Consider the following 24,153-nt stretch of genomic DNA (forward strand, 5'->3'; position numbering starts at 1 on the left):
CTTCGCCCGCCTCTTATTTCACTGTCGAGTGACCGACGCTCGACTTGCGTCGAGCAGGCAACGCCATGGCACCCGCCGTTCCAGCAAGTTTGTCGATGCGCCCGCGTAACCGCCCCGACGCGCTGGCCGCCGCTGACCGGTGCGAGGCGCTGTCGTTCCCGTACGCCGGGCACTGACACAGCGATTCGGCGAAGCGCTGCAACGCCGATACCGAACCACATACGCTTTGGTATTCCTCACGGCCAATCCGGCCATCGAGGATAACGGTCAATCCCGACGCACGGGCCAGGTCGATGATGTCCATTTCGTTTGCTCCATTCGTGTTCTACACCTGCAATACCGCGAACAAACGCGGTTTATTTCGCGACTCGACAAAATACTCGTGAATGCAGGCAGATGCTCCAGGCCCGCGCGTTGCAAGCTGGACTGCGAAGTTACGAGCCCCATCAAGCGGCCGCTCCATGATTGACGAACGGGAATAAAACGGATAATTGGGCGGTATTGCACCTGAAGCCCGCCCTGGAGAGGCTCCGGAAGGAGCCCGGTAAAGTGCACGCCGTTGTGATCGAAGCTGACATAACCTCTGGTGTCTCTGCGCGACAGGAAGATCCTTGAACCCGAGCAGTGGTCGGGCACGGCGCTGGGACCGCCCGGAACGCGTTGCGCCGCGCGAAAGCGTGGATTGTCATTCGCGGGTTGCTAGTCGGCTTCGGGCGAACCGGGGGTGGCCTGGCGCCGCTGCGGTTCGAGAGAGAGGTAGGTGACGTTCAGAGTCTTGACCTCGTCGTAGCGAAGCACAAATACATCGCCAGCGATCGGGTAAAAGCGCGTCGAGTCCTCCATGAACCGTTCGTTCGCCGCGTCGTATTGCCGGTCGTTTTCGAGTTTGCGACGTTGCGCCTGAACCATCATCAGCCGGTCCAACTGACCGTCCGCATTAACCTCGTAGTCGGCAAGCACACCCGTGTACAGAAACGAACCTTCGTTGAATTCAACGACTGCGGCGACCATCGCGCCATCGATGGCGTCTTCCTTCGGGTGATCAAGGCCGGAGAAGAGGTAGTACCAGGGGGCATCGCCGCGCGCAAGGCTCGCGAGACGGTGTCCAGTCCGGTCAAGTTCCCAGCGCTGAACCGTGCCACGCCACACGAAAGCCGAGACGAGCGCTAACCCGTTGGTGAACACAAAATACCCTGCGCCGGCGACGGGGTGAACGTTGAGCCAGGTCAGTCGACTGTCCAGATCCTTGATTGAAGACGGTCCACCGACGAGCAGGCGAACGACGTCACCGAGTTCGATTTCGTACCCTGCGACACGCGCTGCAATGGCGCCGGCCGCATTGAAGAGCGCCGCACACAGCAACGCCTTGAGCACCACCGCGCTGAACGGGGTGTGGTCAAACGTGCGAACTTCGTTGCGCTGGAAGAACTGGCGGAAGAGGAAGCCAGGAAGGACGACGAGGAAAAGAAATAGGGCCGGAAACGCTACGTTCATGCGCCCGAGCCCGCTACGCGGACGAGTCGGGGCTGATAACGTACGGCATTACCTTTGGCATCCAGGACGGTAATTTCCACGTCACTGGGGCGCGTGAGCGAGGCCGACGCGAGAAATGCCCGCAGTTGCTCGGCGGCCTTCGGGTCCTTCAGGACGTTTTCGAGACGCTGGCTGCGGATGACTTTCATGGGACCTCCTTTCGGTACTGCAATCATATAGTTACGGGGCCAGTTAAATCAACCCGCGGTATCCAGGTGGACCTTCAGAAGCCCATCCTGCCTTGCGTCCCGCGCCGGTGTCAATGACGCGCGGGCGCGCCGGGCGCCGCGGCGGCGCGGGAGCCGCCGCACGTGGGCGACAAGCTCCCCCTCACCTTACCCGCCATCAGGACCAGCGTGTACAGCCGCACACCGTCTGGGCCGGATTCCGGGCGCGCGCAGCGACGCCCGCAGCGCCAGGCGCCGCGCACGGTCAAGCAGCAGGGCGCGGCTCCCGGGCCACCACGCCGCGATGAACGCGGCGACGGGCGGAGGCAGGGTTTCGGTTCGCCGCCAGCCGCCAGCTTCAGGGCAACAGGTTCGAGGCGGTCGGCCATGCGCGGGGAGCAGGAATTCCGGGCTTCCCAAGCGCTTCCGACGGATCTGCTCGAACGCGCCGGGGAACTGGACGTCAACGTTTCGCGGGCAAGCGAACGCGGCGTGCGCGAGGAGGTTCAGGCGGCCGAGGCTCGTGCCTGGGCGGAAAAGAACGCGGACTTCGTCGCGGAAATGAATGCACGTATCGAGCGTGACGGCTTGCCCCTGGAAGAATACTCGGATGCTTTGATGGCGCGGTTTGACCTTTACAACAACCCCTCGACAAGGCCCAGGGCCAAGTCGCCGTTTCTGCTCGACGTGCAAAGCGATCATCCAGGCAATCTCATGTCACGCGTAGTCATTCCCTTGACGCGCCTTGCCGGCAATTGCACGGCGAGCAAGGTTGCACAGGATCTCTCACCCATCAACGAGATCGAGGGAGAACCGTTCGTGCTGGAAACGCCGTTGCTCGGCGCGGTTCGGACAAGTGATCTCGGCCCCGCGATTAGTACGCTTGAACAGGAGCGGATCAGTGCCGCGCTCGATCGTCTATTCGGCGCTTACTGATCCCACATGATCAGCGTCTGCAACGAGAAAGTGCTGTCTGGTGGAACCGTATCGGCCCTGCACCTCGGCTGCGATCCTGCCGCACTGCATTGCCGGTGCATTTAAGATCAGCAAAGCTTGAATGAGCGGGAGTGAGCAGCGGGACGATCCGTCATCACCGCTGATTCTCGAAGGGCCACGCCTGTTTAGGCCATCCGGAGTGGTCAGGCGCACCTGCATAACGCCGTCGCCTGCGCGGAATTATCCTCCAGGGGGTGGCGTCGGGGTCGCGGATCCGGTCGATTCCGACTACTTCGAGTCGCTGCGCGACCGCGTGCGCACGTCGCGCAAATGACGGCCAAGCCCGTCATCCCGACGAGGCTGGCCAGGCGGGACGTGGAAGACGAGCTGATCCACTATTTCGGGGACGAAGGTTCGCAGCAGGCAGCGCTCGGTTCATCGCGGAAGTCGAGCGGGCGTATGCTCAGCTCGCCAAACATCCGAACACTGGATCCCCTCGTTACGCGTACGAATTGGACATACCAGGCCTGCGGTCGTGGCCACCTGGTCGCTACCCGCACATGATGTTCTACATTGAGCGCACGGATCACGTAGAAGTCTGCGCGTGCTTAACGGCAAACGCGAGATCCCGTCGTGGCCGTTGAACGATGACAGCGAGACTCACTGACGCTTTCTGACCGGTCATGCTGTGCGAAGACGCATCTCTACGGCCGGATCCTTTTCTCTATTGTTCATTGCAACGTTCGCGTTGCGGCGGCTTTGGGCTGGTGCGTGGCGCTTCGCCAGGCCGACGTACTCGTTCGCGCTTCAGAACTACATACCAATATCCTCCCCTATTCATTAGCGATCCTAAAAAACGTTCGACAATTATATTTATGTTAAATATCGTTCATCTATACCCAGCGCCGTGAACGTGTTGCCATTGTTCTGCAGGGAAGTCGTAGAACGCGAGCAACGCGTCGCGATCTTTGGTGAGCTTCTCGACGGCTTTGGGTACTTGGCCGCGTACGTTTCGAGTGCCTTGAACGTTCTGGCTGCACGAAGGCGGTGCTCATCCGGCGCGGACCATGGTCAGATCTGCCGCGTGCAGGCCTGCAGCGCCGTAGTTCGCCCTTTGCCTTCGATGTGCCCGGTCGGGACAGAGCCGAACCGAGGACGGCTTGTCGGCCTGAAAATCGCCGGCTAAAGCGAATGCGAAACCATGGTTCCTGAAATGCCTAACGTCGCGTCCGGGGCCGTTGCCACCAGTCGTCGTGATCAAGGTTGCGCAGGAGATCGGCTCGGCGCCGTTCACGACGGTAGTGCGCCATGACGGCAATCGCAGCGACGACAAGTACGATTGTGCCAACAGCCATTCCCAGCCAAGATTGATCCACGTCAGCCTCCACAGGTATGTCCGACCCTGCCTCCTGCTACGGGTGGTACGCAGCACGCAAAGCCTTGCCATATGCGGATAGGCGCTCAACCGCCAAATTCCGCGCCAAAAGGACGAATTCGCCCGATGGCCCTGACGCCATTTGCGAGTGCAAGGACCAATGCTCATGGGGACATTGTTATCCCATATGAAGGCCGCCGTTCAGCGAGAAGTCCGCTCCAGTTGCAAAGGCCGATTCGTCGCTCGCGAGCCACGAGACAATCGACGCAATCTCATTGGCTTCTCCAAGGCGCCGTACTGGAATGCTCCGGATAATGACATCCAGCACGTCCTGAGGTACGGCCCGAACCATCTCCGTCCCAATGTACCCTGGGGAAACCGTATTCACTGTGACGCCCTTCAACGCGACTTCCTGGGCAAGCGCCATCGTAAAGCCATGAATGCCCGCTTTCGCGGTTGAGTAGTTAGTCTGGCCGAACTGTCCTTTTTGTCCATTCACGGACGAGATGTTGACGATGCGCCCCCACCTCTTGCCGACCATCCCATCGATGACCTGCTTGGTCACATTGAAAAGGCTGGTCAGATTTGTGGCAATGACTTCGTTCCAATTCTCACGTGACATCTTGCGAAATACACCGTCCCGCGTAATTCCCGCATTGTTCACCAGCACATCGATCTCACCAAGCTCCTTCTTTACCTTCGCAAAGGCGACCTCGGTCGATTCCCAGTCTGCGACGTTGCCCTCCGAGGCGGTGAAGCTAAAACCGAGCGCTGCCTGCTCGGCCAGCCACCGCTCGCGCCGCGGCGAGTTCGGCCCACAGCCGGCCACAACAGCAAACCCGTCGCTATGGAGCCGCTGGCATATTGCGGTTCCAATTCCACCCATTCCCCCGGTTACATAAGCAATTCGCTTTGCCATACTGACGTTCCCCTGTGCGCAACGTTGATTAACTGAAAATGCCTTCGGGTGTGGTGACGATGAGTAAATTGTCCTTCGTAAATCTCGGTCGGAGCTGTCGAACAATTTGCAAATTCCATCGCCATCCCAGGCTTACGATGGCGGGGCGCACAAAATAATCGCATGCGTAAAAGCTGCAAGTTTTCCTTCGGCGAGTGCACACGTATCTGATTTTGCGAGATTAGGACACGGAGCGATGGTTTACTTAGTTGTACCAGGTGATTGGCCGCGCTTTACAAATTCCCGAAGCACTTTAACTGCTCCGAGATTTCCCCGTTCCTCCAGCTTCCTGACGAGTGCACGCATGAATATTTTAGATTCTGCGCTTCCGTATGCTGATTCAAACTGGAGAATGGTTTCCTTGACGGCCGCTTGCATGCTTTCTTCACGTTGCATGCTCGCAATGTGAGAAGCGCTTCGTGCCAAGTCCATTTCATGATCGGCAAGCCACCTCGCATCACCTGCCCTCCCGTTGCGGCGACCTGTTGCCATATCGATACCTCTCGTCTGATGCGAATTGACCGGCGGTTCTTCCGCGACACCCGAACAGGCGCGTCCGTGCTTCTAGTGATGATGGAGATACCCGTGCCCAGATAGTCGAGAGCTAATTGATACGAAAAGGCTAATGCATAGCTTTCGCCGTCATAGTGCGTAAGCAATGGCGTTGTCGGTTAATTCAGATTGTGCCGTAAGCCGCACGCAGCGCCTTGAATGAAACTGCTGTTCTAGTTTTGCCCGCTGTCCGGGGAAGAGGAAGAGGGCCACCGAAGCACTGTAACCTGCGATGCCCCGAGGTCCAAGTTACGCTATCGTGTTCAGATGCGGGTCTCACGCGGAATCTTCATACCAGTTCAATTCCGGCCGACAGGTTCCTTGCTTATCTGCAGGCGAACGGCTTCGGGATTGGAGAGAAACGAGGGAGTGAGATCGAAGTACCGCCTGAAGGTCCGGCTCAAGTGCGCCAGATCGGAGAATCCCGACGAATGTGCAATTTCGGTTAGCGTTACATCTGCGACAAACATTTCTGCGGCTTTGCACATCTTGACCCAAAGCAGATATTCGCGAATCGCAACACCCGTCTCTTGCAAAAAGAGATGTGCGAGGCGGCTCTCCGAAAGGCCGCAGATACCGGCCAATCGCCGCGGATCCGTGCGCACCGGCACGTGAGTGCGAAGCCAGGAGGCAACCGCGTCAACGCGGGCATCGGCTGGTTGCGATCTTGCTGCCTCCGGAAACAGCGCGCTGAGCAGTCCCTGCGAGCCGGCACGCACCATTTCGCAGTCTTGTCGTTCATTCAGAGCCGATGCAGCGATTCGCATTACAAAATCATCCGCCCTGTTCGATAGATCGACAACCCGCTTTTCTTTCAGTACTTGTTTGAGCAGGTACTGGCAAAGCTCGCTCGCCGAGTCCAGTTGGACGCTATACAGCCCGGAATCACGTGCCGTGATTGAGCGCCAGACATTGGGGGCGACCAGCAAGACGCGCCCGGTGTGGCTCTCATCCGTCGTATCGAGCCGCAGCGTGTTCCAGGTACCAACCACCACCACCATCGCGGGGCGGGACGTCGCCTTTGCCGTGATACCTGGCGCTGTGTAAATGATCCGATCCGCGAAGATCGAAAGGGAAACCATTGGATCAAGCATAAACTGCATTCCTTCCGAAAGGATCAGCGTCGCACCGGGACTGCACGGTGAGCGACCGTGATGGCCGCCAACCTATGTCATTGTCCCGCGATGGGGTAAGTCGATTTGAGCGCAGTACCGCAACTGTACCCTGAGTCAGTTATCGTCGAGCGAAGGCTTCAACTACATAACCAACTGTGCAAAGGTAATTTGCCCAAAGCGGCTTGCCAAAGCTTCGATTTGAATGATATGAGCGCCCATTTCAAAAAAAAACGCGGCCCGAAAGCCGCGTAAAAACAGATGAAAAAAGACCGCTCCTTAGTCAAAAGGGGCGAGGCAAATTTTATCGCTGCGCCGAGCGGAATTTCAGGTCACAATCTGGAAAATTGCCTTTCACAAAATGACGGAAACTATGCGTTTGCGGTCGACCGGACAACTGATTCGAGTATCCAGGAGCATTGGACGTATTCCCGTAGTGCAATCTACCGTTCGCTAGGGACTGTGTACCGCATTCGAGGCACTTACACGCTTCGACTCGGCGGCTGGCAAGTGTATGACGGCGGCGTTCTTATCAGGCGTCAGTGCTCTGTCTAGAATGCAGCGAACCGGCATCCTTCTGATTATTTCAATGCCCCCGTCTGTTGCATCATGCCGGACATAACGACGTTACCCCAGCGAAGCTCAGCTCTGACAACCCATACCGCATTGTGCCCCGCTTGCATAAAGCCGCCGCTCGCATCAACGTTTCATTCGCTCAGTTCGGTCCCATCGCTTGAACGGCACAAAATTTCCGCACATCGCGGTTCCGGTGACGAACCGAAAGCATAGGTCGAGCGGCCAATGCGCTTTGCTATATACATCGCTGCATCAGCGACATCGAGCAGTTCCTCGACAGTCTGCACGCGATCGGGGAATGTCGCTATTCCAACACTGACGCCCACGGGAAAACGGCCGCTGTGCTCGCGCTCTGCTGCGGAACGTACGCAGCCGATCAGACGCCCCGCCAGCTCACGAAGCTGGCTGTCATCGCCGCAATCCTCCACAAGCAATACAAATTCGTCCCCGCCGACCCTTGCAAGTACATCGGCCTCTCGCGTCGCACCGCGGAGCGCCTCAGCCAGCCGGCACAGCAATGCGTCGCCAGCACTGTGCCCCAATGCATCATTGACGCGCTTGAATCCATCGATGTCCATGTAAAGCAATGCAACCCGCGCCGGATCCGCGTGCTCCGTCAAGGCCGCGATGGCCGCAAGCAGCCGGCGACGGTTGGGAAGGCCTGTCAGGGGATCCTGCGCCGCCTGTCTGTCAAGCACATCTGACCACGCGCGAATCCTGGCGAAGGCGCGACGTTGCACGAACAGCGCATACAGCATCAGGGCGCAAACGAGCACAGCCGTGACGGCTAGCACGGCCGTTTCCAGCTGGATTCTCTCGTGTGCGTCGCGCGTGGCCGAACGCCGCTTCTGGCGCCACACGTCGAGTAGCTGACCGAGATCCAGACGAAGCGTGTCCATATAACGCCGGCCTTCGTCTGTCTGCACGAGCGCAATGGCGGCACCGCGTTGCCCCGTGCGCGCGAGTTCTACGGTTCGGGTGAGTTCCGCGACCTTGTCCGTCTTCACCTGCTCGATACGGCGAACGACCTCTACCGAGTCCGGATCAACGCCGACGATCTGTTTAAGCCGCAGCAGCGCGCCATCGAGGTCGTTCATGCCTTGACGGTACGGATTCAGATAGCTTTCATTCCCTGTAAGCAGAAACCCGCGTTGTCCAGTTTCAGCACTCTCCAGGTCGTGGAGGACAAGGGTCGCGGCTCCGAGAACCGCGAACGCTTCCTCGTCACGGAGATTGTCCTGAACAATGACGCGTGCTTCGTACAAAAACATTGCGGCGGCCAGCAGGAGACTGAAGACGATGCCGTAATAAAGCGTCACGAAACGGTTACGGTCGCCATTCGCCGAGCGGAACAGACGCACAGGCACAGAGGAATCCCGGTACACAGGAGTGGACAATTGTGGGATGTTACATCAAGTCAGTGCTCGCAATTGTTCGTATGTTGGACCGCGAACGTCGAATGTTCCCGTTACATTTGCGATGGATCGGGACGGTGATCCAAGGGGTGCCCGAGATCCTCAGTCCGGCATTCGACGCCACGACTTCCTTGAAACTGCGGCACGGGCACGTCGCCACGCCTCTGAAGATTGGCCGCTTTCAGGACCGCGGCGAGCGAATTTCTGAGTCGTACGCTTGATCGCGCGATGGCCCTGGGATAAGTAGTCCGTATCATGTCGGACTTGGCTACCGTCCTGGCCTTACCGCGACAGAACCCATGCTGGAACAGATGGGCCTCAGCGCCACGATTCTGCGCCCGGCGTACTTCATCGAGGACGAACTGATGATCAAGGACGTTATCTTCAACCATGGCGTCTATCCGATGCCGATCTGGAGCACGGGGTCGCCATGGTCGACGCCCGCGATATCGCCGGGGTGACCGCCATCGAATTGATCCGTCGCGATCAGGCGCCGGGCGAGCTGCCGGTCGAGACCATCAATCTGGTCGGCCCCGATACGCTGACGGGTTCGAAGGCCGCCGCTATCTGGTCGGAAGTCCTCGGCCGCCCGATCATTTACGGCGGCGACGATCTGGGCGGCTTCGAGCAGAACATGGCGACCTTCATGCCGAAGTGGACCGCCTATGAGATGCGCCCGATGGCCCAGCGCTATGTCAGCGACGGCATGATCCCGGAAACGGACGACGTTGCACGTCTGACGAGGATCCTGAGCCGTCCACTGCACACCTAACGCGACTTCCCGGCGGGGCGCGCCTCGCAGCAGAGCGCCACGGCCTGAGACCGCCACCGTCCGGTGAATGCGGAGTGCCAAGCCAGGCTGACGGGTGTGCTCTTCCTGAGCGCAACGCCCGCGATGCCCCCTCGGCGCTACTCGCGCCCGGCGCCGTGCGTGAGCTTCAGCGCGATATCGAGCCGCGCGACCCACTGCGCGTCGTCGAGCGACGCGTCGAGCATTTTTTCGATGCGTTCGAGCCGGTAATTGAGCGTGTTCAGGTGAATGCCGAGTGCGTCCGCCGTGGGCCGGCGGCGTCTGCCGTTGGCATAGAACGCGTTCAGTGTCGCCAGCAGGTCCGTATCGGTTCCGATCTGCTCGACGAGCGAGACGAGATACCGCATCACATCGCCAGCCGCGCGCACCGTTTCTTCGAGCGCGATGTCGGAGTATCGCGCGACCCGCGCTACGGTCGCGCCGCGCAGCGAGACTTCGACGGCGCGAATAGCCTCGTTGGCGGAGGCCGCCCATCCTGCTGCTCCTTCGTTCAACAAACCGATACCGATCGCACGAATGCGTTCTTCCGCGTGCGCAAGGCTTTGCGCGCATTGACTTGCTGCGAGATCGCTCTGGGCAGCCAGCTCGGCTCGCTGGCCTGGAAGCCAGAAGATCGCCCGCCCGCGATGCCACACGTGGATGATCGCCTCCCGCTCGACGCGGAAGTGGCGCGACACAGCGAGCGCATAGCGCTCGGATTCCCGCTCACGGATTTCGGACGTGAGTGTCTCGAACCCGGCGTCGAGCGCGATCGCCATTCGCGGCAGCGAAGGGTCGAGCCCCAGCGCGCTCATTGCCGTCGTGAAGCTCGCGTGGTCGTGGGGAGCATGAAAGATCACCGTATACAACTGGTAAAGAATCGCATCGCGCCAATGCGTGCGGTGACGCTGCTCCTGAACGTACGCCTGCGCGAGGGTTTGCGCGACGCCTTCGAAGAATTCGAACAGGAACGGCGCCACGTTCAGCGCCAGTTCGCGCGCGAGATCCGCTTCTTCCTCGGCAACCTCGACGCTGGCTTGCCAGATTTCGCGCGCGCCAACCTGCGTGGCGCGCAGTAGTGCCTCCAGCGGCACGCTTTGGTGAACGCGTCGCCGGGCTGACTCCTCGATTTCCGCCATCACCGGTTGCGCGGGGTGCGTGCCCTTCAGGAGGAGCTGGAACCACAGATTCGCCAGTTGCTCGATCGACCGGAATATGTCGTCGCGGATCGCCGGTGAAAGCGCCTGATACCCCTCCACCTTCATGAGCGAAGCGTACACGCGCTCGATGGGCACAGAAGGATCGTTCGCGAGTGTCGTCAAGCCTTCGCGGAGTCGCCGGCTGATCTGCGGGATCGTAGTGAACAAGGTGGGTTGTACCATGAGCCGTCAGTGCGCGCGTCGCGCGGGCAACGAGATGAGGCAGTACGCCATTTCGTGAAATGACACATAGGGCCTGTGCCGTTTGACAATTTACCACGCGCCCCTGCCCACCTAGGATAAGCGGTCGGGACGAGACTCCCCCGCCGAGGTCGTTTTTTCTGTGCATCAATGCGCGTGCGCACGCCCGCAGCGCGGCGGAACGCCGGAAAGCTTGCCCGGCGGCTCGCCCTTCAACGCGTTTGCATCGCCTGCGATGCCTGTGATCGATTCATGACCTTTTCCACTGCAACACGGCTTGCCTGGCCGGCGTGCGCCTCGCTGTCATTGGGCGGCTGCGCGATTTCGCCTTCTCTACCGCTGTTTGGCGCTGCCTTTCCCGACTGGCTTTTCTGCATCGCGGGCGGCGTCGTGGCAACGGTCATCGTTCACCGCGTGCTTGGCCGCCGCGGCTTGCGCGGGGCGCTGTCGCCCCTTGCTGTCACCTATCCGGCCCTGACTGCCATCTTCGCGACGGCGGCCTGGCTCATTTTCTTCGCCCACTGAAGATGCAATCGCCTATGACGTCTCGCGCCCGGACCTTTCGCAACACCAGGGGCGCCGCAGCGGCAATCGTCCTCGGCGGCGCCGCTTCCGCGTTCGTGCTGTGGCGGCTCGACAGCATCCTGGGAAGCGTTTTCTCATCGCTCGCATCGACCGCTTTTTCTCTTCTTTGACTGCGCGTACCGCACATGACTGACAACGCTCGCGCACCGCGGCGCACGAAACGACTGCCCGCCGCGGCTATCGCACTTATCGCCATCGTCCTGCTTTGCATCGTCGCCTGGCGCAAGGATCACGCGCCCAGCACGGACGACGCGTACGTCTATGCCGACACCATCAACGTAGTTCCCGAAGTCAGCGGACGGATCGTGGAGCTTCCCGTTCGCGACAACCAGGCGGTCAGGAAAGGCGATCTGCTTTTTCGCATCGACCCGCGCCCCTACCAGGCCGCGCTCGATCAGGCGCGCGCGCGCCTCGCTGCACTCGACAAGCAGATCGGGTTGACGCAGCGCTCCATCAACGCGCAGCAGTACAACGCCGAATCGGTGAAAGCCGCAGTGGAACGGGCGCGCGCTGTGGCTGCGCAGGCCGCCGATACGCTGCACCGGACCGAGCCTCTGCTCGATCACGGTTATGTTTCCGCGGAGGAAGTCGATCGCGCGCGCACGGCACAACGCTCGGCGCAGGCCGAACTCGACGCCGCGACGCTGCAGGCCCAGCAGGCCAGCGCTGCGGTGAGCGGCGTGGACGCACTCGTCGCGCAGCGAGCCGAGGTCGAGGCGCAGATCGCGATTGCCGAGTTGAACGTCGAATTCACCGAAGTTCGCGCGCCGTTCGACGGCCGCGTCGTGTCGCTGCGCACGACGGTGGGCCAGTATGCGTCGCCGCTCAAGCCCATCTTCACGCTGATCGACACCGATCACTGGTACGTGGTCGCCAACTTGCGCGAAACAGACCTGAAAAACGTGCGCGCGGGCACACCCGTCAACGTCTACCTGATGAGCGACACGAGCAAGCGCTTTTCCGGCGTCGTGGACTCGGTCAGCTACGGCGTACTACCCGACGACGGCGGCCTGGTGCTCGAAGGGCTGCCGCGCGTCCAGCGCAGCATCAACTGGGTCCACGTTTCCCAGCGCTTCCCGGTGAAGATCGCCGTGCGCAATCCCGACCCCGCGCTGTTCCGCCTCGGCACGTCGGCCGTCGCTACGCTCGATCCCACTGGCACGCCCGCCGGCGCGGCGCAATGAACACCGCCACGGACACCGCCGGCCAGTCCGAGACGGGTTTCGCGCGCCTCGTCCGCGGTCTCGCGGACGAGCTTCGCGCCTACCCGGGACGCACCAACCTGATTCTGCGTTGCATGCTGGCCAGCGCGATCGTGATCACCGTCTCGATGGCGTTGCAGGTGCCGTTTCTCGCGCTCTCGCTCGTCGCCGTTTTTTTCGTCACACAGTCGAACGTGGTGATGACGCGGCTCATCGGCATCGTGTTCATGCTCGGGACGACGCTCGCCGTCGGCAGCATCATTCTCGTGCTCAAGCTGACGTACGATTTCCCGCTGCTGCGCATCCTGACTTCTACGGCCCTCTTCTTCGCAAGCGCGTACCTGATGCGCGTCGCGAAGATCGGCGCCGCATTCCTGCTCGTCGGCATCGTCGTCATCTACGTGCAGTCGTTCGTCGATTTGACCGACCAGGCCGAGGCGCTGGTTCGCATCTCGCTGTGGGTGTGGGTCGCCACCGTCTATGCCATCGCCGTCACGCTCGTGATCAACACGCTGTTCCTGCCCGCCGAACCGGTGCGCCAGCTCGAGGACGCGCTGCTCGGCCAACTGGCGGCGGTCGACGCCCGGCTCGCGGCGCTCGAACGCGGCGACACGTCAACCGTCACTCCCGACGCGAGCCGGGTAGAGAACGCCGCACTGACCCTGCAGAAGCTGCTGCGCTTTTCGACTATGCGCGATCCCGCATTCAGGCAGCGACAGACCTTTCATCTGGCGCGAGCGGCGACCGTCTCCCGGCTGTTCACGGCGGCAGCGAATCTGCCTGAAAGCACCGCGGGCCTCACGGGCAGCGTCGTGCCCGATCTGCGCGACGCTTGTGCGCGTCTCGCCGAATCCATCCGCACCGAAGAGCGCTTCGTCATCGCCAGCGCGGCTGTGCCCGTTTCCCCGGCCGCTGCGCTGCCTGGCTCTCTCTTCGAAATCGGCAACGCCCTGCGCGCCTTCGCCGACCGCTGCGCAGCGCCGGAGCCCGCCGAGTCTGCCGCCGAAAAGGAGCGGATGCTCGTGCCGGACGCTTTCTCCAATCCGGTCTATGCACAGTTCGCGCTGAAAACGTCGCTCGCGGCGTTGCTCGGCTACCTCTTTTACCGCGCGACCGACTGGCAGGGAATTCACACCGTCATGCTGACGGCGCTGATCGTGGCGCAGCCGAGCCTCGGCGCGACCGGCCGGCGCTCGATGCTGCGTATCGCTGGGGCAGCCGCGGGCAGCCTCATCGCGCTCGCAATGGTGATATGGGTGGTGCCGAACATCGACGGCCTGACCGGCCTGCTGCTGATGTCAATGCCCGTCATCGCGCTCGGCGCGTGGCTGGCCGCCGGTTCGGAGCGCATCAGCTATGCGGGAACCCAGCTCATGTTCACGTTCGCGCTCGCCCTGCTCGAACAGTTCGGGCCGACCACCGATCTCAGGGAAATCCGCGACCGCATGCTCGGCATTCTGCTCGGCGTGGCCATCTCCGCGGTCATTCATGCGTCACTGTGGCCGGAGGCCGAAGGCGAGGCGCTTCGCCAGCGGCTGGCGCGCCTGCTGCGCCGCCTGGCAGCACGCCTGCGGCAACCGCAGGAAGGCCCTCCGACCCCGCTCTGGGCCGAACTCGCCGATTGCGAGGCGATGGCCGCGCGCGTCGCACTCGAGCCCGGCTGGCAGTTTGGCGAAGCGCAACACGAGGCGTTCCAGGTACACATGCAGGCGGTGCTCGCGCAAACCCGCGAGATCCTGCTCGCGAGCGTCGCATTCGAAGCCGAGCGGCGTGCGCTGCCCGAGCTGCCACCCGAGGGCCCGCGCAACGCGACCCGGTTCGCAGAAACCACCGCCGCCTCGCTGGAAGCCTACGCGGACGACCTGACCGCGCGGCCCGAGTCGGTACGCACGCCCACGCTCGCCCCGCCGTCGGCCGCCAAAGAACCGACCGCTACAGAGGCGACATTGCAAGCAACGTCGGACGCGCAAGCGCGAGTCGTCGCGCGCGCCGCAAAACTGGCCGAGCAGGTTTCCACGCTACCCCACTGGGGCGTCGCCTCGACCGCCCCCGCCTTCCCTACCGAAGCATCGCAAGCATGACTGTATCCTCCGTTCACGTTGCGTCTCGCTGTCTGCGCTGGGGCGCGCGCGCCGCGCTCGCCTGTGCCCTGTCCGCTTGCGCACTGGTCCACGACGACAGCAAAGCCCCCGCGCCGGTCGCGGCGGATCAAATCCGTCTCGCCAGCGACATCCAGTTCGCGCAAGGCGACTGGCCCGCGGACACCTGGTGGAAAGCTTATGCGGACCCGCAGCTGGACACGCTCGTCGAACGGGCGCTGGCCTCGTCGCCATCCCTCCTGATTGCACGCACGCGCGTCTCCCAGGCAAAGTCGGATATCGATCTGGTGCGCGCGGGCACCAACCTCCAGGTCGCGGCGCTGGGCGCGATCGATCGCCAGCGCGTGTCATCCAACGGGTTTCTCGGCCCGTACTCGGGCGAGCAGCCGCTGATCGGCGCGACGGGGCCGTGGTACACGGAAGGCATCGTCGGTCTTGGCGCCAGTCTGAATGTCGACATCTGGGGCAAGCAGCGCGCACAGGTGCAAGCCGCGATGGGCGTACGCAATGCGCGGCTCGCCGAACTGGCGGCCGTGCAGCTCGAACTGTCCACCGACGTGGCCCAGATTTATTACGGAATCCAGACGACCTACGAGCTGATCGATCTGCTCCAACGGCTCGAAGGCGAAGCGGCGTTCTCCGTCGAGGCTCACGCCGCCCGCGCAGGGCGCGGTCTCGAGCCGAAAACACAGACGGAACTCGCACGAGCGCAACTGCTGGCGACGCAGCGTCAGATCGTGGCGGCCCAGGCCCGCGTGAAGCAACTTCGCGAATCGCTGCGCGCGCTGCTCGGCGCAGGGCCCGACGATCTGCCGGAAATCCGGCCCGTGCCTTTGCCCCTGCCGCAGGCGACCTTGCCGCCCACGCTTTCGTATGAGCTGCTGGCCCGCCGGCCGGACCTCCAGGCCATGCGCTGGTACGTGCAGTCGTCGTTCAGCCGCATTGACGCGGCCAAGGCCGCGTTCTACCCGAGCTTCGACATCAAGGCGTTCTTGGGCGTCAATGCGCTGCATCTTTCCGACCTGTTCACACATGCGAGCCAGCAGATCAACCTGATTCCGGGCCTGTATTTGCCGATCTTCGAGGGCGGACGCCTCAATGCGAACCTCAGCGGCGCTCGCAACGCGAGCAACGCGCTGATCGAGCAGTACAACGAGACCGTGCTCGATGCGGTGCGCGACGTGGCTGTGACGGCGAGCAGGCTGCAGGATCTCGGCGACGAGACGAACTTGCAGACGCAGAAGATCGAGGCCGTGTCCTTCGCCGAAGCGAGCGCGCAGGCACAGTATCAACGCGGCGTCGCAAGCCGCCTCGCCGTGATGGACGCGCGCCAGGCGGTGCTGCTCGAGCGCATCGCGCTGCTGGATATCAACGCACGGAGCCTGAGTCAGGACATCGCGCTCACGAAGGCCCTTGGTGGCGGCTACCGCTCTGGTTCGGCCAGCACTCTGTCCGCCCGCCCATGAGTGCGAGCATGCAAACGTCCATGAGTACGCAGCCGAGCGTGGGCATGCCGGAAGCCGTGGCTCTCATGGAAGCCCATTCAGAGGCTAACGATGTCCTCATGCTCCTGTTTCGGGTTCACAGGACTTTCAGCAGCGCGCTCACTGATGAGATCCAGGGCGCGCTTGGCGTTTCGGCCACGCAGGCGCGTGTCCTGCTCTGTCTGGCCGGCTCGGCCTCTATCACCTGTTCGGGCCTGGCCCGACGCCTTGGCTGGGATAGCAGCCATGTCTCTCGCCTCGTTCCGGTGCTGCAAAAGCAGAATCTGATCGCGAGCCGGCGTTGCACGATCGACCGCCGGACGGTGTGGCTTTCGCTCACCGCCGCGGGCACGGCGATCGCGGAGCGCGTGCCCGCCGTCTTTAACGCCAGTGAGCAAGCCATCCTGAGCACGTTCGACGAACACGAACGCGAGTTGCTGCGCAGCCTGCTTTGCCGCGTCGCGGGCCAAGGCGAACCCGCCGTGCGCGACGGGGCGGACGGTGCATCCGCACACCTCGACGAGGCTTGAGCGCAGCGGCGGCGCGAACTTCAAGCCGAGCGTCCGCTGTTACTCACGAACCAGCGCGACGCCCACGCGTGCGGTCGTGGACGGCATGAGCAGCAAGGCTGCGGCGAGCGACACGAGGCATCCGGCAAAGACTTCCTCGATACGCAATTCGGCAAGCGGCACGATGGCGAAGCCAAGCTGGCCGTAAACGAGCCCGACGAGCATCGTGATGAAGAACACGCCGCGAGCGTATGCGTGAAAAATGTAATAGGCCCAGCCGAAGACCGATAAGGCCATGGCGGCCACAAGCATCCAGGTTTGGTGTCCGCATAGGGTAATGAGCAGCACGCTGACCACCGCGCCGCTCAGCGTGCCGGCAATGCGCTTCATGACCCGTGCGCGCGTGCCCTGATACGAAGTCGTCCCAAGAAAGACGACGAAAGTGCTTATGACCGCCCACATCGAACGGTCTTCGGAGAATTCGCCGCCCACCAATATCGCGAGCAGGGCCGCGACGCTGGCGACGAGGGCCGGCCGCCACGCGAGCCGGCGGAGCCGGTGCGCGAGCACGGTGGAAAAGGGCCGCCGGGGCGGGCGCCCGGTCACGAGGAGGTCGGCGACATAATGGATGGTTACGCGGCCCCATGCCTTCGCAGCCACGAGGGTGTGGGGCAACGCGCACATGAACGACGGCGCCGGCGCACTGCCCCGCGCGACCGGAATGACGACGCGCCCGACGAATGCGACGATGAAAGGAGCCATCGCCATGGCAGTCAACATTGTCATCAGCCGCGTGTGTGAAGGATGCAGATACAGGCCGAGGTAGAACGACACGAGCGTGAGCATCGCTGCGCCCACCGCGCGAGCGCCGAGCGATTGGCACAAGATACCCAGAAACACGACGAGCAGCGCCCCGGCGTCACGCAGCGCGGGCTGCGACGCGAGCGTGGCGGCACCGGCAAACGAGGCGCAGGTGCACACATAGAGAACAAGTATCGAGGTGAGCCAGCTCGACCAGCGCGCTTCGCGCAGAAATAAAGGCGCAATCATCGCGAACAACGCGCCAGGTACTGCAAGCGTCGGCGCTTCGTGATGGCGCAGCGCCCAGGACACGCCCACGCCTGCCGTGAGCAGACAAGCGAGCGTCGAGCGTGCGGCACCACGCAGGCGCGCGAATTCGGGGTCCTCGACAAGTGCGCGTTGGAACGCGCGGGAGCATGCGGCGGCGATCATGGTCGACGATATCCGTGCGTGTCGGCTCCGGGCTTGTGGCCGTGGGCCGATGTCCGGGCATAGCAGCCAGGCGTTGGCGTGGACACCTGATGCGCACGCCTTCCGGGATCTCCGGTCTGACGCACGCCCGGTGAGGCGTAGTCCCGGGCGCACCCAGTCTGCGTCGAGGTACGATGCAAGGCGGGCATTCCGGGTTTTCCCGGATGATAGCCGATCAAAATTAAGCCAATGTCGCGATCGACAAGATCGTGCACCAGGCGTGGCATCGACGCTCTACGCGCGAGGCGTTGGGACGAGCAAACGCGTCGCGGCCTCCCCTACTTTGGAGACAACGACAGCCAAGGGCTTTCGCAGCCGGCCCCTGTTTACACCGGGAGCCCGATAGTAATGGGCCGACGCGATTGCGCCGGCCCGAAACCTCAGACACGCAGTGCGTCAGAGGACATAAGACGCGTCGCGTTAGAACATCTTGCGCAGACCAATTGCCAGGCCCAGCTGGTTCGTGCGGCCAATATTGTTGGTCGCGTTGTTGTTGGCGTCTACACCGCCCGGATAGTCGGCAGAGAAGGCACCGGTGCCGCGTGCCCAGTCGGCAATCCCGTAAACTTCCGTGTGCTTCGAGAACGAGTACTCGGCAAGCACGGTGGCCGACTGGTTGTCGCCTCGCCCGAGGCCGCCATTGAGCAGAAGCGCATTGCGCGTCTGGCCGTAGTAGTACGCAAAGGTAAACAGCAGCGGCGCGGTAGCTTGCCAATTCGCACCGACATAATAGGTATCGTCGATCCGGTTACGGCTGAAGCCGTGCAGTGTCGGCGCGCCCGCTTGTTGCATGTTGTAGTCGGTCAAGCCAGTCTGATCCTGCCCGTGCAACCAGCCGGCCAGCAGGCGGATATCCTGGTTGAGCTGATACGCGCCGCTGACGTGATAGAACGTGGTCTTGCCGCCATTGATTGCGCTACCGATATTGTTGCCGACCGACGAACCTGTCGCGGACGTCGGGACGGAAACCTGGTGGAAGCCAACGTTGAGTTGGGCGGGACCGTACGCGTAGGTCAATTCCACGGCGTAGGTCGCGCCGAGACCGACCGAACCCGCCTGGTTGCCGAAGCCGTACAGCGCGTCGATCGACAGATTATCGAAGGTGCCCTTGTACTTGACCGAGTTGTTGACGGTAAGGTAATTCCCGATGCCGTTGTACATCCAGCTGTTTTGCCAGTAGTCACCCACGGTCAGCGGATCGAAGACGTCACCCAACGTATCGTAGGCGGGCGCATATTGCCTGCCGAAGGTCAGCGCGCCCCACTTGTTGCTCGACAGCCCCACGTAGGCCTGCCGGCTGAACAGCGTGTTGTTCTCGTGGAGTTGTCCATTGAATGCCTCGAAGCCGTTTTCAAGCCGGAAGACAGCAGAAAGGCCGTCCCCCAGGTCTTCGGAGCCCTTCAAACCCCAGCGGCTGTGGGTTTCCGGGCCGGAGGTCATCGAGACCTGATCCTTGCCGCCAACACCGGCATTCGTCTGATACCGAATGGCGTTATCGACCAGCCCGTACAACGTAACCGAACTCTGTGCGAACGCCGATGTTGCTGCAACAGCGAACAGTGCACCCACAGCACTGGAAATTGCGACCTTCTTCATTTCTACCCCAAGCGTGATTAATTCTTTACCACTCGATCAATTCTGTTCGAGCCAACGCAATAAAACCGTTGACGCGATACTAGGTCGCCGCAATTTTGACGCATAGCGTTCGGGAGGCATTGTTGCGTGTTTGCCAGGCGCGGTGCATACGCGATACGGCATGCAAGTCCCTGATTGATAGAGCTGTTTTTTGATTGCTACATTCTGGGAAAAGCTCTTTTCCGAACTTGCGACTAGTCCCGGCGATCCGGGAGGCGCTTTCAAACGCCCCCCTCGCCCACACTTAACCAGACACGCGATCCGCAACCTTTGCGCGCGCGCCGAGGCTGCTTTCGTCTTCACGCTCGTCGAGGTACTCGGTACGGTAGCCCGCGCGTACGCCCCAGTAGTAAAAGACCAGCGAGCAAACGATCACAGCGAGCATGTCCCAACCGTAGGGCAGTATGCCGAGGCCGCCGAAATCCTTGCTGCCGATCTCGGACAGAATCGCCATGACCGGCAGGTAGGCTATGAGCCACCACGCCGCCTTGAGGTCGCGGCCCCAGCCGTTAAAGCCCGACTTGGCCTGAAAATAGAAGTACACGGGTAGCGCCACGATCATCAGGAGAATGATCTCCCCGGTCAGCGGCCACTTCGCCCAATAGAGAACGAGCGATGCGCAGACGAACGCGAACGGCGCGATCACGTTCATGAACGGCAAGCGCAACGGACGAGCGAGATCGTGGGCTGCACGCCGCAGCGCCATCAGGCTGATCGGTCCGGTCAGAAAGGAGACGACGGTCGCGACCGAAATCACCGCGGACAGCGTTCCCCAGCCGCGGAAGAAGAACAGAAAAATAAACGACACCGACAGGTTGAACCACATGGCCTGACGCGGCACGCCGTAGAACGGGTGCACATTGCCGAACATCTTCGGCATGGTGTTGTTGCGCTCCATTGCGTAAATCATGCGTGCCGTCGTCGCCATGTAGGTCGTGCCGGTACCGCTCGGGCTCACGAACGCATCGACGTACAGCAGGACTGCCAACCAGTTCAGGTTCAGCGCGATCGCCAGTTCCGCGAAGGGGGACGCGAAGTTGAAGTGACTCCAGCCCTTCGCGACGTCGGCGGGATTGACGGCGCCGATATAAGCGACTTGCAGCAACACATAAATGACCAGCGCAAGCAGAATCGAACCGACCACGGCGAAAGGCACGCTTTTGGCCGGATCGCGCGCCTCACCCGCCAGGTTGATCGGGCTCTGGAAACCGTTGAAGCTGAATACGATGCCGCTCGTCGCGACCGCCGTGAACACCGCCGGCCAGCCAAATGGCGCGAAGCTGCCGGCCGCGCCGAAGTTCTCCTTGTGGAAGCCCGTCAGCATCAAGCCGAGGATCGTGGCGCCCGGCACGAGGAACTTGAAGACCGTGATCGCTGAATTGGCGCGCGCGAACACCTTCACACCCCAATAGTTCAACATGAAGTAGATGACGACGAGCAACGCCGAGAGAAAGACACCGATCGGTGTCAACGATCCATCGACCAATAACCGGTGCGCCCAGTCATAGGGCCACGTGCTCATGTACTGGATCGACGCTTCAGCCTCGACCGGAATTACGGATACCATCGCAATCCAGTTGGCCCACGCACTAACGAAACCGACGAGCGCGCCGTGCGAATAGCGTGCGTACCGCACCGTGCCGCCTGACTCGGGAAACATTGCGCCAAGCTCGGCGTACGTCAACGCGATGGCGAGAATCACGACCGCACCGATGATCCACGCACAAATGGCCGCCGGCCCCGCGATTTTCGCTGCCTTCCATGCGCCGAACAGCCAGCCCGACCCGATGATCGAGCCCAAACCAGTGAACATCAGCGCAACTGGCCCGATGTTCCGTCGAATAGAACTTTTCACTTCTTTCCCTGATATTTACAGATCCTCAACGGGAGAATCCAGATAAAAGCGGTGAGGCTAAGCAGCCAAAAAAGCCGCATTAACCCCACGTTCCGAATAAGTTCCTTTCGGGTCGGGCTGTATATCAGGGCAAAAGAAGACGGGTTATGTCGCAGTCAGGTCACCGCCTGATGCGATGTGCGAATCCACGTGGTCAGGCAACAGCACGCAACGCAACGGTTTTGTTGGGCGTCCGATATTGGCTCACCGTGAAATCGATGAAGCTGCGGACCTTTCTCGACAGGTTGGTGCGCCCCGAGTAGAGCATCGAAATCTCGCGCGGGCCCCCATTTACATCGAACTGCTCGAGCACGCGTACAAGCGTGCCGTGCGCGAGATCATTGGCGACAAGCGGAGCGGGCAGCAGTGCGATGCCAATGTGATTCAGCGCGGCCACGCGCACCATCGAGCTGCTCGACGCGCTAACGCCTCGCCCAGTGCACACGCGATAGACGCCGTTCGCGTTGGAGAACTCCCACGTGCGCGACGAGCCGTCGGACACGGCGAGCAGGCTATGCCCGCCAAGCGCCGAGGGATCGCGCGGCGTATCGTGCCGTGCGAGATACGTCGGCGACGCGACGACCACGTCCTCAATGTTCGTCAGGCGCCGGCTCACCAGTGTTGCGCTGGCATACCGCCGGCCGTCGGAAAAGCAGACGTCGTAGCCCCCTTCGACCATGTCGATGTGCGTGTCGAACGTCGTGACGTCGAAGTCGATGCGGGGGTGCAACGTGCGATAGGCGGCGAGCAGCTCCCCGAGGCCCGACACGGCGAACGTCATTGGCGCCGCGATCCGCAGCGTGCCGCTCGGGTCGCGCGTGGTCTCCATCAGGTTCGACTCCATTTCATCGAGCTTCTCGATGATCTCGCGGCAGCCCTCCAGATAGTCCTTGCCGATTTCCGTCAGCGAGAGGCTGCGTGTGGTGCGGTTCAACAGCCGTATGTTCAGATGCGCTTCCAGCATGCCGATGCTGCGCGTGACTGCAGCTGCCGACATGCCCAACTGCCTGGCGGCCAGATGAAAGCCGCCGAGGTCCACCACGCGCGTGAATACCCGCATCGCTTGTAACTGATTCATGTTCTCTTAGACAGAAGGTGTGCTCGACATGGTGAATCATGGACGACCGAGACTAAATCTATCCTGCCAGGCCGATTAATTCTTCTTTAAGTTCGCATCGCATTCGTGAACGTTTGCGGAGTCGTTTCCCATCCAACAGGCATTTCCCTAACCTTGCCGGCAAAAAAAACGCGAGCCAGGCTCGCGCAAAAGGGATAATGATGAACAAGTGCAGCTGCCGACAGGGCGTCCATTCCATTAACGCATTGCGACGGCACGAGCAGTATAGGTATGTCGACGATGGCTCGGTTGGCTCACTCTGCAATTCACTCGTTTGTTCAACAAAATAATTCCGGTCCGGCAAGCTGCATCAATTTCAGTTAGGCAGCATCGCCAGGCGCTCTGCGCTCTGCGCTTCCTTCACCGCCTTCGCTGTGCTGGACAGCACCTCAGTGAGCTTTTCGAGGTTCTCTTGTGGAATCGCAAAGCCGGCCCAGCCGATACCGGTGTGCCGGAGCATCAGTACGACGCCGTCAAATAGCGGGCTCGTCTCCGCGTGCCAGCACGGGTCCATCTCGATCAGGTACTGGTGCGAGTGCGCGGGTTTCCTCGGAACCTCCGGACGCATCGACGCGCGAAGCATCGCGAGGTGCTCGATCACGGCGTCGACATCGGTGCTCTCCAGCATGGCGGTTCTGCCTTCTATTCGGATGCACACTGCAGGCGTGCCGTATTCGTTCACCAGTTCGATGCTCATCGGGCGGGTCATGTCCCTGTTCCTTTCACTATCACGATCAGGAAATTATGGCGCGCGTGCTGGCGCGGAACGTTGCGAACCGATTGCCGGACCATGAAAGTATATTCATGTTCCACGTCGGCGAGCGGGCGCGCGGAACGATGCGCCCGCGCTAGCGACGCGCCGTGCTGAGCTGATAGCCGTAGCGGTTAACGGTTTGGACGTGGACGTCGGGCAGGTGCTGCGTGAGCTTGCGCCGCAGTCGCGAGACGACGAGATTGACGTTCGACGGGTCGACATCACCCGTCTCGGGCCACGCGTAGCGGGTCAGCTGATCACGCGGGACGGGGGCGTTGAACTGGCGCATCAGGCATTCGAGCAACAGGTACTCGCGCCGGGTCACGGCGAGCCGCCGTTCGCCATCGACGAGCTCGCGCGTCAGCGGATCGAGCAGCAACGGCGCCGCGGCGGGCTGAACATTCGCGGCGCGCGAGAGCGCCGTGCGACGCAGCGCCTGCATCCGCTCGTGCAATTCGATGAACGAATAGGGCTGGCAGAAGCAGGCATCAGCGCCCGCACGCAGCACCCGAGCGCGGTCCTGCGCCGCCGCCAGCCCTAGCAACACGATGATCGCTGCGCCGCGACCCACCGCCGACAGCTCGCCGAGGGAGCCGAGCAGCGCCGCGTACCGCGCCGGGTCAAACGTCATCGTGACAATCGCGTCGTACGCCTCATGGCGTGCGAGAAAGATGCTGTCGCGCAGGTCGTCGGCGCGTTGGAGGCTATACGCGCTTTCCTGGAGCGCCTTGAAAAGCCAGGTGGATTCGGGATGCGAAGGCGCGGCGAAGAGAACTCGCATTCGGTTG

The 24,153-nt window shown here is 61.8% G+C and carries 19 protein-coding genes and 1 pseudogene; 7 read left to right on the forward strand and 13 right to left on the reverse strand.

Going from position 1 to position 24,153, the window contains the following annotated elements; all coding sequences use genetic code 11:
- Window positions 1–13: 13 nt before the first annotated feature.
- The 3 genes from M3I53_RS18690 to M3I53_RS18700 form a co-directional block, all read right to left on the reverse strand.
- Window positions 14–304, reverse strand: a complete 291-nt coding sequence (locus tag M3I53_RS18690; RefSeq protein WP_254317369.1) for a hypothetical protein — start codon at window positions 302–304, stop codon at window positions 14–16.
- A 395-nt stretch (window positions 305–699) separates the two neighbouring features.
- On the reverse strand, window positions 700–1,494 hold the full coding sequence (locus M3I53_RS18695) for a hypothetical protein (RefSeq protein ID WP_254317370.1): 795 nt from the start codon (window positions 1,492–1,494) through the stop codon (window positions 700–702).
- On the reverse strand, window positions 1,491–1,682 hold the full coding sequence (locus tag M3I53_RS18700; RefSeq protein ID WP_254317371.1) for a hypothetical protein: 192 nt from the start codon (window positions 1,680–1,682) through the stop codon (window positions 1,491–1,493). The genes M3I53_RS18695 and M3I53_RS18700 overlap by 4 nt, the downstream gene beginning before the upstream one ends.
- 162 nt (window positions 1,683–1,844) lie before the next feature.
- Here M3I53_RS18700 and M3I53_RS18705 point away from each other — a divergent pair, with 162 nt between their 5' ends.
- The gene (locus M3I53_RS18705; RefSeq protein WP_254317372.1) at window positions 1,845–2,636 is read left to right on the forward strand and encodes a CcdB family protein; all 792 of its coding nucleotides are present in this window, start codon (window positions 1,845–1,847) and stop codon (window positions 2,634–2,636) included.
- Between the two features lie 1,553 nt (window positions 2,637–4,189).
- Here M3I53_RS18705 and M3I53_RS18715 read toward each other — a convergent pair.
- The 3 genes from M3I53_RS18715 to M3I53_RS18725 form a co-directional block, all read right to left on the reverse strand.
- Window positions 4,190–4,930 carry a 3-ketoacyl-ACP reductase gene (locus tag M3I53_RS18715; RefSeq protein ID WP_254317373.1) on the reverse strand — a complete coding sequence of 247 codons (741 nt, stop codon included), beginning with the start codon at window positions 4,928–4,930 and terminating at the stop codon, window positions 4,190–4,192.
- A gap of 890 nt (window positions 4,931–5,820) precedes the next feature.
- Complete coding sequence (locus M3I53_RS18720) at window positions 5,821–6,615, reverse strand: helix-turn-helix transcriptional regulator (RefSeq protein WP_254317374.1); 795 nt, start codon at window positions 6,613–6,615, stop codon at window positions 5,821–5,823.
- A 725-nt stretch (window positions 6,616–7,340) separates the two neighbouring features.
- Entirely contained in the window at window positions 7,341–8,576 is a 1,236-nt protein-coding gene (locus M3I53_RS18725; RefSeq protein WP_254317375.1) for a diguanylate cyclase domain-containing protein, read from the reverse strand.
- Between the two features lie 341 nt (window positions 8,577–8,917).
- Between M3I53_RS18725 and M3I53_RS18730 the strand changes: the two are divergent.
- Window positions 8,918–9,396 (forward strand): annotated as a pseudogene (locus M3I53_RS18730) (NmrA/HSCARG family protein); the annotation flags it as partial.
- 137 nt (window positions 9,397–9,533) lie between these two features.
- On the opposite strand, the gene M3I53_RS18735 reads toward M3I53_RS18730, so the two are convergent.
- Entirely contained in the window at window positions 9,534–10,781 is a 1,248-nt protein-coding gene (locus M3I53_RS18735; RefSeq protein WP_254317376.1) for a CdaR family transcriptional regulator, read from the reverse strand.
- A 183-nt stretch (window positions 10,782–10,964) separates the two neighbouring features.
- Here M3I53_RS18735 and M3I53_RS18740 point away from each other — a divergent pair, with 183 nt between their 5' ends.
- From M3I53_RS18740 to M3I53_RS18760, 5 genes are all read left to right on the forward strand, one after another.
- Window positions 10,965–11,339, forward strand: a complete 375-nt coding sequence (locus M3I53_RS18740) for a YtcA family lipoprotein (RefSeq protein ID WP_254317377.1) — start codon at window positions 10,965–10,967, stop codon at window positions 11,337–11,339.
- A gap of 185 nt (window positions 11,340–11,524) precedes the next feature.
- Window positions 11,525–12,583 carry a multidrug transporter subunit MdtN gene (mdtN, locus tag M3I53_RS18745; protein ID WP_254317378.1) on the forward strand — a complete coding sequence of 353 codons (1,059 nt, stop codon included), beginning with the start codon at window positions 11,525–11,527 and terminating at the stop codon, window positions 12,581–12,583.
- Window positions 12,580–14,682 carry an FUSC family protein gene (locus tag M3I53_RS18750; protein ID WP_254317379.1) on the forward strand — a complete coding sequence of 701 codons (2,103 nt, stop codon included), beginning with the start codon at window positions 12,580–12,582 and terminating at the stop codon, window positions 14,680–14,682. The genes mdtN and M3I53_RS18750 overlap by 4 nt, the downstream gene beginning before the upstream one ends.
- On the forward strand, window positions 14,679–16,166 hold the full coding sequence (locus M3I53_RS18755) for an MdtP family multidrug efflux transporter outer membrane subunit (RefSeq protein WP_254317380.1): 1,488 nt from the start codon (window positions 14,679–14,681) through the stop codon (window positions 16,164–16,166). Before M3I53_RS18750 ends, M3I53_RS18755 begins: the two co-directional genes overlap by 4 nt.
- A gap of 44 nt (window positions 16,167–16,210) precedes the next feature.
- Window positions 16,211–16,714, forward strand: coding sequence for a MarR family winged helix-turn-helix transcriptional regulator (locus tag M3I53_RS18760; RefSeq protein WP_254317381.1), 504 nt, complete (start codon window positions 16,211–16,213; stop codon window positions 16,712–16,714).
- A 39-nt stretch (window positions 16,715–16,753) separates the two neighbouring features.
- Here the strand turns inward: M3I53_RS18760 and M3I53_RS18765 are convergent, their stop codons facing one another.
- The 6 genes from M3I53_RS18765 to M3I53_RS18790 form a co-directional block, all read right to left on the reverse strand.
- Window positions 16,754–17,926, reverse strand: a complete 1,173-nt coding sequence (locus M3I53_RS18765) for an FUSC family protein (RefSeq protein WP_254317382.1) — start codon at window positions 17,924–17,926, stop codon at window positions 16,754–16,756.
- A 459-nt stretch (window positions 17,927–18,385) separates the two neighbouring features.
- On the reverse strand, window positions 18,386–19,561 hold the full coding sequence (locus M3I53_RS18770) for a porin (protein ID WP_254317383.1): 1,176 nt from the start codon (window positions 19,559–19,561) through the stop codon (window positions 18,386–18,388).
- Between the two features lie 283 nt (window positions 19,562–19,844).
- A complete protein-coding gene (locus M3I53_RS18775) occupies window positions 19,845–21,455 on the reverse strand; it encodes an APC family permease (protein WP_254317384.1) in 1,611 nt (536 codons plus the stop codon).
- A 193-nt stretch (window positions 21,456–21,648) separates the two neighbouring features.
- Window positions 21,649–22,572 (reverse strand): LysR family transcriptional regulator, encoded by a 924-nt coding sequence (locus M3I53_RS18780; protein WP_254317385.1) that lies wholly within the window; start codon window positions 22,570–22,572, stop codon window positions 21,649–21,651.
- A gap of 355 nt (window positions 22,573–22,927) precedes the next feature.
- Entirely contained in the window at window positions 22,928–23,320 is a 393-nt protein-coding gene (locus M3I53_RS18785; protein ID WP_254317386.1) for a hypothetical protein, read from the reverse strand.
- Window positions 23,321–23,459: 139 nt separating this feature from the next.
- Window positions 23,460–24,146, reverse strand: a complete 687-nt coding sequence (locus tag M3I53_RS18790) for a response regulator transcription factor (protein WP_254317387.1) — start codon at window positions 24,144–24,146, stop codon at window positions 23,460–23,462.
- Window positions 24,147–24,153: the final 7 nt, after the last annotated feature.

It is taken from the genome of Paraburkholderia sp. CNPSo 3272 (assembly GCF_024206495.1).
In the GTDB taxonomy this organism is placed as follows: Bacteria; Pseudomonadota; Gammaproteobacteria; order Burkholderiales; family Burkholderiaceae; genus Paraburkholderia.

Coding starts and splice junctions, on each gene's coding strand:
- M3I53_RS18780 (WP_254317385.1), bottom strand. CDS start 22,572: ATGAATCAGTTACAAGCGATGCGGGTATTCACGCGCGTGGTGGACCTC.
- M3I53_RS18755 (WP_254317380.1), top strand. CDS start 14,679: ATGACTGTATCCTCCGTTCACGTTGCGTCTCGCTGTCTGCGCTGGGGC.
- M3I53_RS18790 (WP_254317387.1), bottom strand. CDS start 24,146: ATGCGAGTTCTCTTCGCCGCGCCTTCGCATCCCGAATCCACCTGGCTT.
- M3I53_RS18700 (WP_254317371.1), bottom strand. CDS start 1,682: ATGAAAGTCATCCGCAGCCAGCGTCTCGAAAACGTCCTGAAGGACCCG.
- M3I53_RS18760 (WP_254317381.1), top strand. CDS start 16,211: ATGCCGGAAGCCGTGGCTCTCATGGAAGCCCATTCAGAGGCTAACGAT.
- M3I53_RS18785 (WP_254317386.1), bottom strand. CDS start 23,320: ATGACCCGCCCGATGAGCATCGAACTGGTGAACGAATACGGCACGCCT.
- M3I53_RS18720 (WP_254317374.1), bottom strand. CDS start 6,615: ATGCTTGATCCAATGGTTTCCCTTTCGATCTTCGCGGATCGGATCATT.
- M3I53_RS18750 (WP_254317379.1), top strand. CDS start 12,580: ATGAACACCGCCACGGACACCGCCGGCCAGTCCGAGACGGGTTTCGCG.
- M3I53_RS18690 (WP_254317369.1), bottom strand. CDS start 304: ATGGACATCATCGACCTGGCCCGTGCGTCGGGATTGACCGTTATCCTC.
- mdtN (WP_254317378.1), top strand. CDS start 11,525: ATGACTGACAACGCTCGCGCACCGCGGCGCACGAAACGACTGCCCGCC.
- M3I53_RS18715 (WP_254317373.1), bottom strand. CDS start 4,930: ATGGCAAAGCGAATTGCTTATGTAACCGGGGGAATGGGTGGAATTGGA.
- M3I53_RS18740 (WP_254317377.1), top strand. CDS start 10,965: ATGCGCGTGCGCACGCCCGCAGCGCGGCGGAACGCCGGAAAGCTTGCC.
- M3I53_RS18765 (WP_254317382.1), bottom strand. CDS start 17,926: ATGATCGCCGCCGCATGCTCCCGCGCGTTCCAACGCGCACTTGTCGAG.
- M3I53_RS18695 (WP_254317370.1), bottom strand. CDS start 1,494: ATGAACGTAGCGTTTCCGGCCCTATTTCTTTTCCTCGTCGTCCTTCCT.
- M3I53_RS18770 (WP_254317383.1), bottom strand. CDS start 19,561: ATGAAGAAGGTCGCAATTTCCAGTGCTGTGGGTGCACTGTTCGCTGTT.